We start from the raw sequence: 11,593 nt of genomic DNA on the forward strand, positions 1-11,593 counted from the left end.
GATGTCCTACGCATGTCTTCCGCGTGCGGATCCGTCTTCCGTGCGGATCGCTGCCGTCCGCGCGGGCCGGTGCTCGCGCGAGGTCAGCGCTCGCGTGGGGTCAGTGCTCGCGCCGGGTCAGTGCTCGCGCGGGGCCGGGACGGAGTGCTCCACCTCGGGGTGGACGGTGAGCAGGGCACGGACGGCGGCCTCGGCGGCGGTGCCGTCGCCGGTGCCGAGGGCGTCGACCAGGCGGGCGTGCAGGCTGACCGCCGAGTCGGACGGCCGCTCGCAGGAGGTGGCCGGGCCGCCGGAGACCTGGAGGGCGCAGCCGACGATGCCGGAGAGGTGCTCCAGCATGCGGTTCCCCGCCATCTGCAGGACCAGCGCGTGCAGCTCGATGTCGGCACGGCCGTAGCTGACCATGTCGCCCTGGGCCGCGGCGTGGCCCATCACCTCGGCCAGTTCGGTGAGGCGCTGCTGGACGTCCTCGCGACCGTGGCCGGCCGCGAGCCGGGCCGCCAGCGGCTCGATCGCCCAGCGCAGCTCGAAGAGCTCGCGGCGCTGCTCGTCGCGCTGCGGGCCGAAGGCGCGCCACTCGATGATGTCCGGGTCCAGCAGGTTCCAGTCGCCGACCGGGCGGACCCGGGTGCCGACGTTCGGCCGGGCGCTGACCAGGCCCTTGGCCTCCAGCACCCGCAGGGACTCGCGGACGACGGTGCGGGAGACCTCGAACCGCTGGCCGATCTCCTCCGGCACCAGCGGGCGGTCGGCGCCCAGGTCACCGGAGACGATCATCTGACCGAGCTGCTGGACCAGCTGGCCGTGCAGGCCGCGGCCCCGGCTGCTGGTGGTCTTGCGGCCGACCCGCAGGTCGACCTCGGAGCCCTCCCAGCGGGGGGCGGGCGGGGTGGGCCGTTCGGCGTAGGAGAAGCGGTCCAGCTCTCCGGGGACGACTGCGTCGGAGGGACGAGCTGCGTTCATGGTGGGGTGCGCAAGGGTACTCACAGCTCCTTTGTCGGCGATCGGCGGGCCCGCCTTGAGAATTCTCGTGAAAAGCACACGAAAGGGTGATCGCCCGTGACCGGACAATTGACTTCTTATCAGCCGTAATCCCCCAGATCGACGCGGCTGCACGGATCTTGGTGACGGGGTGTCACCGACCCTCTGGAGGGCCATCGTTCACGCTTCGGCACGGGCGCGGCGGAGTGATCGACTCGGCGCGCTCCGAGTCAGAGCGCGACGAGTCAGAGCGCGACGAGTCAGAGCGCTCGACGGCGGAGTTGGGCGAGGACCGCCGCGACCAGGAGCAGGGCGAGCGGCGCCAGCACGGCCGCGACGAAGGCACCGTCCAGGGCCGGTGCCGCCCCCAGCCGCTGCGGGTCGACACCCCGGACCAGGTCCAGGCCGTACTGGAACGGGAGGAGCTCGCGGGCCTGGGCCGGCCAGCCCCGGCCGCTGCGGCGCAGCAGCAGGGCGAGCGCCGGTTCGAGCAGAGCGGGCACCGCGCACAGCACCAGCAGGCCCGCCGCCGCGCTCCGGAGCAGCGAGGTCAGCAGCAGGCCGGCCCAGCCGGCCAGCACCGTCAGGCCAGCGAAGAGCGCGAGCGGACGGAGCAGGTCGCCGAAGGCCGCTGCGGACGGGTCGGTGAGCGTGCCCGCCTGTGCGCCCGGGGCGGCGGCGAGCACCACCGCCGCGTTCACGGCGACGGTGACGGCGGCGAGCAGCAGTGCCACCGGCCCGGTGACGGCCAGCTTCGCGGTGAGCAGCCCGAGCCGCCGGCCGAGGGCGACCTGGCCGGCCACCAGGCCGGGGTGGCGCACCTCGTGGCCGTAGGAGAGGGCGCCGAGGGCGCCCGCGCCGAGGGCGGCGATCGGGAGCGGCAGCAGCGGGACCACGGCCGTCAGGCAGCGGACGGCGGCGGCCGCACCGAGCGGCCCGGCGGGCAGTTGGCGTGCCAGCACGGCGGCCACGGCGGCGTCGACCAGCAGGACGGCGGCCAGGATCAGCCAGGTGGAGCGGAGGCCGCGCAGGCGGCGCAGCTCGTAGGCCAGTACGCGCACGGTCACTCGCTCCGGGGCTCGGGGGCGGTCGGGTGGGGGGCGGTGGAGTTGCCGGGGCCTCCGGGGCTTCCGGGGGTCGTGGGGGCTCCGGGCGTGGGAGCGGCGGGCGTGGAGAGAGCGGTGGGAGCGGCCGGCGGCGGGGCGGTGACGAAGGCGGGGGCGGAACCGGGGAGTTCGTCGCGGAAGAGCTGACGGCCGCTCAGGGTGATGGCGCGAGGGGCCGTACCCGCCTCGGCCGGGCCCGGCGGCCGGGTGTCGCCGGGGGTCGTGGCGTACGGCTCGGCCTGGGTGGGTGCCGGGACGGGGTGCACCCCGGGAGCGATGGGGTGGGCGAGCAGGACGGCGGTCTGTTCCTCGGGCTGCTCGGTGCGTGCTGCGGACCGTGCGCCGACGGCACCGACGGCACCGACGGCACCGACGGCACCGACGGCCAAGGTTGCGAGGGCAGCCGGCACCGGGGCCTCGGCCTCGGTCTCAGCCGTCGGGTGGGCCGGAGCCGGGAGGTGTGACGGGACGGCAGTGCCGGGGCCGGGCCCGTCGACTGAGGGTGCGGCAGCGGGGACCGGGACGGGCTGGACGTGACCGGAACGGCCGGAGGCGGCGGGGAGCACCGGGTGCGGGACGGGCTGCTCGACCACTCGGTCGGCGAGCTCGTGGAGCAGGATGCCGTGGCGGTAGGCGAGTTCGCCGACCTCGGTCCGGGTCAGGCCGCTCACGGCGAGGCCGGTGCCGCCGTCGCGGCGGACCTGGTGGCCCTGCTCGGTCAGCAGGTCGGCCAGCCGGGCCATCTGCGGGCCGCGGACCGAGACCTCCGGGTGCAGCCGGGTGCGGCGGAACTCGGTGACCGACTGGTCGGCCACCAGGCGGCCCTGATCGAGCGTCACCACCCGGTCGGCCAGGTCGGCGGCCTCCTGAGGGGTGCGGGTGGTGACCAGGACGGTGCCTCCGGAGACGCCGAAGGAGCGCAGGAAGGAGTGGAACCACTCGATGTTGCGCGGGGAGAGGCCCTCGGTCGGCCCGTCCAGCAGCAGGGTGCCGGGCGAACCGAGCAGGGCCGCGGCGAGGGCGAGGCGGCGGTGCATGCCGGGCGAGAAGGAGCGCAGACGGTGGCCGGCGACACCGGCCAGCCTGGTCTGCTCCAGGAGTTCGTCGGCCCGCGAGGCCGGCACCCCTGCGGCGGCGGCCAGCATCCGCAGGTGAGCGCGGGCCCGCATGCCCGGGTGGCCGCTGCCGTGCCCGCCCTCGGGCAGCAGGACGCCGACCTCGCGCTCGGGGTGGCGCAGCCTGCGGTACGTCCGGCCGTTGAAGAGCGTGACGCCCAGGCCGCGCTCCAGCTCGACCATCAGCCGGAGCGCAGTGGTCTTGCCGGCCCCCTCGGCGCCGAGCAGGGCGGTGACCAGCCCCGGGCGGGCGTCGAAGGTGAGGTCGAGCAGGGCCGGGGGGCGACCTCGGCGGTGGACCTTGGTCAGTCCGGTGATCTGGATCATCGCTGCCTGCTCCTGTCTCGGCCGACCGGGCAGCGGAGCTCTTGCGCCCCGCTGGAGCACAGTAGGGCGAGCAGGCAGTGAAATCGGGCATTACGGACGCGGAGCGGACGGCGTGGCCGCCCACCTCACTCGATCAGGGGACAGTCGCCCCGCGGAGTCGCGGTGGAGGCGGCTCAGGACTCCGGGCGGAGCATCGGCGGGTTGAGGACCGTGGCACCGCCGGCCTTGAAGAGCTGTGCGGGACGGCCGCCCTGACGGGTCGTCGTGCCACCGGTGGGCAGCAGGAAGCCCGGGGTGCCGGTGACCTTCCGGTGGAAGTTCCGGGGGTCGAGGACCACGCCCCAGACCGCCTCGTAGACCTGGCGGAGCTCGCCGACGGTGAACTCCGGCGGGCAGAAGGCGGTGGCCAGCGAGGAGTACTCGATCTTCGAGCGGGCCCGCTCCACGCCGTCGGCGAGGATCTTCCCGTGGTCGAAGGCGAGCGGCACCCCCTCCGCCGGGGTGGGGCCGAGCAGGTCGCCGACCGGCGCCCAGCGGGCGCCGCTGGCGTCGCCGCCGGGGCGGGGCGTGGGCAGGTCGGGGGCCAGGGCGAGGTGGGCCACGCTGACCACCCGCATGCGGGGGTCGCGCTGCGGGTGCCCGTAGGTCGCGAGCTGCTCCAGGTGGGCCCCGACCGTGCTGGGACCCTGGCCGGGGGCGGAGAGGGCGCGCAGGCCGGTCTCCTCGGCCAGCTCGCGGGAGGCCGCCTCGGCCAGGCCCTCGTCCAGGCGGACGAAGCCACCGGGCAGTGCCCAGTAGCCCTGGAACGGTGGCTCGCCCCGGCGGACGAGCAGGGCACAGAGCGCGTGCTCCCTGACCGTCAGCACCACCAGGTCGACCGTGACAGCGAACGGGGGGAAGGCCGACGGGTCATAGCGAGACATGGCGACGATCATAGTCGTCTCTCTGACGATAAGCACAGGGCCCGGACGGGCGTCCATCAGATCCTGCTCCGTCCACGGAGCGCCTGGGCCGGAAGGCGCCGGAGGACACTCCCGGCCGCCCCGGGGGACGGGTCCCGGGCGGGGTCCGGGGCGGCGGCGGCGAGGCGCCGCCCCGGACTCAGCGGGTGCCGAGCTGGAGCGTCGGGGAGGCCTCCTCCACGACCGCGACGCCGATCCGGCTGATCCGCACCGAGAAGGGCTCCCCGGCCACCCGCAGGCCGCCGAGCTCCAGCTCGCCCAGCGGGGCGGTGCTGGCCGGGCGGACGGTGACCCGGCCGGACGGGACGTCGGGTCGGACCCCGGCCAGGCCCGCGACCAGGTGCACGGCCGCAGCGGAGGAGAGCGCAGCCGGGCGGCAGGCGGAGGGGTGCGGCACCGGCGGGCACCCGGCGACCCGCTGCTCCCCCGCGTACATCTCGGGCAGCCGGCCCTCGAACTGGGCGGAGGCGTCGAGCAGGCCCTCCAGCAGTATCCCGGCCTCCCGCTCGAACCCGGCCTCGGTGAGGCCGACCACCGCGAGCGCCGTCTCGTGCACCCGGACCGCGCCGCTGCGGTGCCCGAGCGGATTGAACCGGGGCGATCTGGCACTGAGCGTCCGCAGGCCCCAGCCGCAGTCGAACTCCGGGGTGACCAGGCGCTGGGCCAGCACCCTGGTCTGCTCCCGGTCGAGCAGGCCCTCGTGCCGGTCGCCCTCGGCGGCCAGACCGAGGTCCAGCAGGTGGACGAAGGAGGAGGCCACGGCGGGCAGCGGCCGGTCGGGGGCGAGCAGGGCCGCCGCCGGGCGGCCGCCCGACAGGTCGTCGATCCAGAACTGCTCGCGGAAACGCTCCCGCAGCCCGGCCGCCCAGGAACGCCACTCGGCGGCGCCGGGGCGTCCGAAGGCCTCCAGCAGTTCGGCCCCGTGCAGCGCCGCCCGGTGGGCCTGGGCCTGCACCTCGCAGCGGGCGGGCACCGGTCTGGCCGCGCGCTCCTCGGCCGACCGGCCCAGGTCGGTCACGAATCCGACCGGGCCCGGCAGGGCACCGTCGGTCTCCGGTCCGACGGAACCCCCGGAACCGCCGGCGGGCCACCCGGAGGCAGGACCGGCCGGCCGGCCGTCGCCTGACGCACCGTCCGCCCCGGCCGGGGCGTCGGTGACGTTGTTCCGCAGCGCGGCCAGCGCCCGCTCGGCCGCGGGCAGCAGCTCGGCCACCTCCTGGCGGGGCAGGCCCCAACGCCACGCCTCCGCCAGCACGGTGACGAAGAGCAGGGTGGCCTCGGTCGCGGTGCAGGAGGGCGGCAGCTCGGGGCCGCCGTGCCGGAGCGGGCCGGGGACCACCCCGGCCTGCGGGCCGGTGGTCGCCTGACGGCGGGCCAGCGCGCGGAGCGTTCCGGCCGCGAGCCGGGTGCCGAGCGGCAGGGTGAGCCGGGCCGCCCAGAGCGCGTCGGCGGCGGTCAGCCCGAACCGCCAGGGCGCCCCGGAGACGGCGTACAGGTCGGTGGGCCGGTCGGCGTCGGCGATCAGCAGGCCGCCGAGAGCGTCCAGGGAGCGCGCCACCAGCGGGGCCGTGCGGGTGTCGTCGCAGCGGACCTCGGGCTCCGACCAGGGCAGCGGCACCCCGGGGCCACGGCCCGTGGGCGGGCGCGGGCCGGTCTGGGCGGAGGTCTCCAACGTGGTGCTGAGCTCGACCGACCAACGGGCGCCCGGCTGCACCTCCAAGTCCCAGCGCAGCACCCCCGCTCCGGCCAGGACGGCGTGCGGCGAGGGACGGGCCGCCACGGAGGCGCTGTGCTGCGGACCGGCCCAGCGCAGGCCGGCGGACTGGACCTGCCCCGGCAGGTCCGCCAGGCGCTGGCCCGCGGAGATCTCGGCGAGCTGGCCGAGGTCGGTGCCGAGGGTGATCTCCAGCGGTATCCGGGCCGGCCTGCTGCCCGTGTTCCGCACCGTCACGGTCTCGACGCCGTTGGCGTGGCGGAGCCGTTCGACCGTCAGGGCCGGGTCCGGATCCGGGTCACCGGGCACCCGGACGGCGCCGACGAAGCGCGCCTCCGCGGCCGAGGTCAGCGTGCCCTGGAGCGGCAGCGGCTCCATCCCGCCGAGGCGCAGCTCCATCCGGGCCAGCGTGCGGACGCCCGAACGGTAGAAGCCGTGCAGCGCCTGGCCGCGGAGCTGACCGTCCAGGCCGGAGAGCGCCATCGCCGGGGCACTGACGCAGAGGACGGTGGCGTGCGTGGCGGGCGGCTGCGGGCGGAAGGGGCCGGATGCGCGCGGCGCCCCGACGGCCCCCGGCGCCGGGACCTGTGTCCCGCCGGGCGGCGTGTGTGACGACCCGACAGGGCCGCCTGGGTTGCCGGGGCCGCCGAGGAATCCGCCAGGGGCGGCGCCCGGGCCCCCCGGGGCACCGGGCGGGGTGTGCGGGAGCCCGGAGGCGGGGGCACCGGGCCCGGTGGCGGGCATCGGGGCGGTCTGGTGCTCGGGGTGGGGCCGGGGCCTCGACGGGGCGTCAGCGGGCGCGCCGGAGGCGGTCGGTGGCCCCCACGGTGCGGCGGCAGGAGGTGTGGCCCTCGGCGCGCCCGGGAAGGGAGCGGCGGCGGTCGGCGGAGTTGCGCCGGGGGCGCGCGGAGGCAGGTCGTGCCCCCCTGATGGCGAGGCGAAGGACGGAACGGTCGGCCCCGCACCGAACCGGTCGGCACTCGACCGCCCGTCGCCGGACGGCCCGTCACCGGACGGCCCGGCCGCCGCGGTGGCGTACGAGGGTGTCGTCGCCTCGGCCCCGGCGGGAGTCGGTACCGGGACGGGAGCTGACGGTGCGGCAGACCCGACGGTGGGCGGTGCGTCCCGCAGCGGCCTCGGGTCGTTCACCTGGCTCTCCTTCTTCGACCGGGCGACGGCGGTGCTGCCGGTCGGCCGGATATGTCCTCGATCACGATCTGGTGCTGCTTGCTCGTGCCGTCGGGCGGGCGGCCCGTCGGCAGGTCGGCCGGAGCCGGGGGCGGTCGGGTGCGGCGCTCCCCCGCGCCGGACCCCGCTCCGGGCGCCCGAGCCGTGAGGTCCGGCCGGATGCCCCGGCGGCGGTGCGGACGGGCACGGGGCCAGCCTGGCCACCCGGAGCGGCGCCCATCGCCGCTCCGACCGTCGTCGCGGGGGCGGGACGCCCGGTGACCTTGCCGCCCGGCGAGGATGTGCTCCGGAGGCGGCCGTCCCGGACGGCCACGACACCGACCGCACGGCGCCGGCCGGGACCGGCGGTTGCGGGCACCGCCCAGCAGATTGAACGCACCGCCCCTCCCCCAGGTCACGCCGTACCGGTCCGTGGACAGGTCTTCCCTGGTCGGCCGCTGCCCGCACGCCCCCCGGTCGTACGGACGGTGACGGCGCCCCGCGCGGTGTCGGCGCGGCTCGCGCCGACCGGTCCGCCGCCCGGTCACTCCCTGCCCGCGTCAGGATACGGTGCGGGGGCAACGGCGGGTGCACCGGGAACACCGTGGGCGCCCGCCGCCGCACGTCTGTGACCAGCACGTACCGAGGAGTTGTATGTCCACCCGCAACAGGCTGCCCGGGACCGTCACCACCGACCACGTCTTCCAGCTCCCACTCGACCACCAGGCGCCCGAGGGAGAGCAGATCGAGGTGTACGCCCGCGAGGTGGTGGCCTCGGGCCGTGAGCACGACGAGCTTCCCTGGCTGCTCTTCCTCCAGGGAGGGCCGGGCGGCAAGGCCAACCGCCCGATCGGCCGGGACGGCTGGGTCGACCGCGCGCTGGACGACTACCGGGTGCTGCTGCTCGACCAGCGCGGCACCGGCCGGTCCACCCCCGCCACCCGCCAGACCCTGGCCCGACGCGGCGGCCCCCGCGAGCAGGCCGACTACCTGACCCTCTTCCGGGCCGACTCGATCGTCCGGGACGCCGAGCTGATCCGCCGTCAGCTGCTCGGCGAAGCCGGCCGGTGGAGCCTGCTGGGGCAGAGCTACGGCGGCTTCTGCATCCTCACCTACCTCTCGATCGCCCCCGAGGGCCTGCGCGAGGCCTTCGTGACCGGCGGACTGGCCGGGCTGCGCAGTTCCGCCGAGGACGTCTACCGGGCGGCCTACCCCCGGACCGCCCGGAAGAACAGGGCCTACTACGCGCGCTACCCGCAGGACGTGGCGGCGGTGCGGCGGATCGCCGCCCACCTGGTCGAGCGGCCGGCCGAGCTGCCGGACGGTGGACTGCTCACCGTGCAGGCCTTCCAGGGCCTCGGGATGCTGCTGGGCAGCGGCAGCGGTGCGCACGTGCTGCACTACCTGCTGGAAGAGGCCTGGGTGGAGGGTGCGGAGGGCCCGGTGCTCTCGGACACCTTCCTGGCCGGGGTGCAGTCCCACCTCTCCTTCGCGCAGGGGCCGCTCTACGCGGTCATGCACGAGTCGATCTACGGGCAGCGTTCCGTGGACACCGGTGGGACCGAGTGGGCGGCGGAACGGGTGCGCAAGGAGTTCCCCGAGTTCGACGCCGAGGCGGCGCTGAGTGCGGGCGAGGCCGTGTTCTTCACCGGGGAGATGATCTACCCCGCGCTGTTCGAGACCGATCCGGCGCTGCGGCCGCTGCGGGAGACCGCGCGGCTTCTCGCCGAGCGCACGGACTGGCCCGACCTCTACGACCCGTCCCGGCTGGCGGCCAATCAGGTGCCGGTGCTGGCGGCCGTCTACCACGACGACATGTACGTGGACACCGCCGACTCGCTGGCCACGGCGGACGCGGTGGCCGGGGCCCGGGTCTGGGTCACCAACGAGTGGGAGCACGACGGCCTCCGGGTGAGCGGCGGCGCGGTGCTCGACCGGCTGATCAAGATGGCGCGCGGGGAGGTCTAGCCCCCGCAGCGCGCCCCGGCCCGGCGTCCGGGGCGCCCGGCACGGCGACCACGGAGCCGCACCGGGCGGGTTGGCCCCGGTCGTCGAGGGGTGGTCCGGCGCCGTGGGCCGCCGTACGGCCGGGCCGTGGCGCCGGTGCCCGTGCCCGTGCCCGGCCGGAGCGGACCGGACCCGGCCGGCCCGGCCGCTCCACTGATGCTCCGTCATGCGGAGCGCCCCGACCGGCGGGCGCGGGCCGTCGGCTCCGGCTGGTGGTGGCCGGCCGCCCCGTCACCGGGCACCAGGGGTGGCACCGGAGCCGTCCCCAGGCTCCGGCCCCCGTTGCGGCGGCCCTTGCGGCGTGCGGTGCGCGGCGGTTGACGGGGCGTCCGGCTGGCTCCGGGCGGCTCGTCCCCCGGCTCCGGTGCCGTGGCCGCACCGCCCTGCCGACCGGCGCGGCCGCGGGGACCGCCTCTGGTCCGGCCCCGGCTCCGCCCGCCGGCCGCGGGCGGGGGCGCTCCGGGGCCACCGCTCTTCCGGCCACCCCCGTCCGACGGCCCCGCGCAGTCGGCCGGGGGCGGCCGCTCACCGCGCGGCTCGGACGGATCGTCAGGGCCGGACACGCCGTGGCCGGCCCACGGCTCCGCGTCCTCCCCGGGGGACGGTGCCCTGCGGTCCGCCGACGCGGAGGCCGCCGGACCGCCTCCGGCACGCACCCCCGGCACCGCTCCCGCGCTCGGCCCTGCCCCGGCCCTCGGGCCGCGCACCCCGTAGAGCCCCAGCCCGTCGCCGGCCGGGCGCTGGAGCCCGGCCAGCTGCTGCCGGGCCAGGCGCTCCCGGCGGACCCGGTCGAGCAGCTCCCCGGGATGGAGACCGCCGTTCAGCGATTCGTAGAGCAACTGGGCCAGCGTGTACGCCTGGTCGAGGTCGAGCACCCTGGCCAGCACCACCCTGGCCGTGGCGGTGTCTCCGGCCAGCCAGGACGTCCAGGCCAGCAGGGTGAGCGGCGGGGCCGCGTAGTGCTCGAACGGCGGGACGCAGCGGCGGGCGAGGTAGCGCCACAGGCGCTGGGCCGGGACCAGCTCGTCCGGCTCGGCGTACTCCGCGCCCCGGTCCCGGGCCAGCTTGTCCTGGAGGCCGACCAGCAGGCGGGCCGTCCTGGCCGGGTCGAGCTCGCGGGCTCCGGCGCCGAAGTCGGCCAGTGCTTCGGCCAGCAGCCCGGCGGTGCGCTCCAGGACCGCGAACCGGCCCCCGGGCCCCGCGAGTTCGCCGATCAGCTCGGGCCCGGCCAGCTCCAGGGCCTCCCTCTGCGCGTCATCGCCCGGCGGGCCGATCGGGGCGAGGCCGGCGGCGATCGCCTTGCGGCTGCCCCGCGGCGCCACGCCCGCGTAGGCGGCCGCCGCCGCGACGGGGCTGGGCAGCCGGATGGACCGGATCGCCACGCCGGCCGGATCGCAGCAGCCCGCCTCACCGCAGAGGAAGGACCACCACCTCCCGTCCGAGACGCACAGGGACTCCTTCACCACGACCCCCACGGCGCGGAACTCCTGTGCCAGCTGCTCGGCCAGCGGCCGCAGCAGTGCCACCACCCCCGGGCCGGCCACCGGCTCCGCCGACGGCCCGTCAGGAGGGCCCGGCTCCGTCGGCCCCTCGGCTCCGGGCGGCCAGACCCGGTCGAAGCCGGGTGCACCCCGGGAGAGCACCAGCGGGAGCGGCCCCGGGGCGGTCGGCGGTGCGGGGTCCGGCGGCGGTGCGGCGCCGGGCGGGTCCGCGGCGTCCCGGCAGAGGTAGAGGAGCACCTGCTCGGGCCGCCTGTCCCGCTGCTCGGAGAGCCCGACCAGCAGCCGGGCGGTGTCGGCGGCGACCGTCGGCCACGTCGCCGGGTCGGCCGGGATGTCGAGCCGGATGACGCCGCCCTGCTGGAGGGCCGGCCCCTGGAGACCGACCGCGACGATGCTGTCGTCGGGGAAGAAACCGAGGAGGTAGGGGAGCATCTCGGCCATGTCGGCCGGGCCGCGCATCCGGAGCGGGAACTGGCCGGAGAGCGGGGCGGAGGACTGGATGACGTGTTCCTCGTTCATGTCCGGAAGCGTGCCGCGCCGAGGGTGCCGGCCCCGGCGAACCGGCCGTTCCTGTGGATAACCCCGGGGGGTCAGCAATTGCTCACCCGTTCGGGTCAGCCGTATATCGACTCAAAAGTGGTCAAACAGCACCGACTTGGATGATGTGCTGATGAACCGACCACAGGGGTCTCGCCGCCGCTGTTCGCGGACT

General features: G+C 76.7%; 7 protein-coding genes. 1 reads left to right on the forward strand and 6 read right to left on the reverse strand.

Annotated features, from left to right (window positions below; all coding sequences use genetic code 11):
• Nucleotides 1-117 precede the first annotated feature (117 nt).
• From ACWEPF_RS01760 to ACWEPF_RS01780, 5 genes are all read right to left on the reverse strand, one after another.
• Nucleotides 118-987, reverse strand: a complete 870-nt coding sequence (locus tag ACWEPF_RS01760; protein ID WP_345284464.1) for a FadR/GntR family transcriptional regulator — start codon at nt 985-987, stop codon at nt 118-120.
• A gap of 254 nt (nt 988-1,241) precedes the next feature.
• The gene (locus ACWEPF_RS01765; RefSeq protein ID WP_452170971.1) at nt 1,242-2,042 is read right to left on the reverse strand and encodes a hypothetical protein; all 801 of its coding nucleotides are present in this window, start codon (nt 2,040-2,042) and stop codon (nt 1,242-1,244) included.
• Between the two features lie 2 nt (nt 2,043-2,044).
• Entirely contained in the window at nt 2,045-3,529 is a 1,485-nt protein-coding gene (locus ACWEPF_RS01770; protein ID WP_452170972.1) for an ATP-binding cassette domain-containing protein, read from the reverse strand.
• A gap of 173 nt (nt 3,530-3,702) precedes the next feature.
• Nucleotides 3,703-4,452, reverse strand: coding sequence for an NUDIX hydrolase (locus ACWEPF_RS01775; RefSeq protein ID WP_380149854.1), 750 nt, complete (start codon nt 4,450-4,452; stop codon nt 3,703-3,705).
• A gap of 178 nt (nt 4,453-4,630) precedes the next feature.
• On the reverse strand, nt 4,631-6,688 hold the full coding sequence (locus tag ACWEPF_RS01780) for a glycogen debranching N-terminal domain-containing protein (protein WP_452170973.1): 2,058 nt from the start codon (nt 6,686-6,688) through the stop codon (nt 4,631-4,633).
• Nucleotides 6,689-8,026: 1,338 nt separating this feature from the next.
• On the opposite strand from ACWEPF_RS01780, the gene ACWEPF_RS01785 reads away from it, so the two are divergent.
• A complete protein-coding gene (locus tag ACWEPF_RS01785; RefSeq protein WP_452170974.1) occupies nt 8,027-9,340 on the forward strand; it encodes an alpha/beta fold hydrolase in 1,314 nt (437 codons plus the stop codon).
• A gap of 203 nt (nt 9,341-9,543) precedes the next feature.
• Here the strand turns inward: ACWEPF_RS01785 and ACWEPF_RS01790 are convergent, their stop codons facing one another.
• Nucleotides 9,544-11,400, reverse strand: coding sequence for a DUF4192 domain-containing protein (locus ACWEPF_RS01790; protein WP_452170975.1), 1,857 nt, complete (start codon nt 11,398-11,400; stop codon nt 9,544-9,546).
• Between the last annotated feature and the right edge of the window lie 193 nt (nt 11,401-11,593).

It is taken from the genome of Kitasatospora sp. NPDC004289 (assembly GCF_053602875.1).

Coding starts and splice junctions, on each gene's coding strand:
- ACWEPF_RS01790 (WP_452170975.1), bottom strand. CDS start 11,400: ATGAACGAGGAACACGTCATCCAGTCCTCCGCCCCGCTCTCCGGCCAG.
- ACWEPF_RS01775 (WP_380149854.1), bottom strand. CDS start 4,452: ATGTCTCGCTATGACCCGTCGGCCTTCCCCCCGTTCGCTGTCACGGTC.
- ACWEPF_RS01780 (WP_452170973.1), bottom strand. CDS start 6,688: ATGGCGCTCTCCGGCCTGGACGGTCAGCTCCGCGGCCAGGCGCTGCAC.
- ACWEPF_RS01785 (WP_452170974.1), top strand. CDS start 8,027: ATGTCCACCCGCAACAGGCTGCCCGGGACCGTCACCACCGACCACGTC.
- ACWEPF_RS01770 (WP_452170972.1), bottom strand. CDS start 3,529: ATGATCCAGATCACCGGACTGACCAAGGTCCACCGCCGAGGTCGCCCC.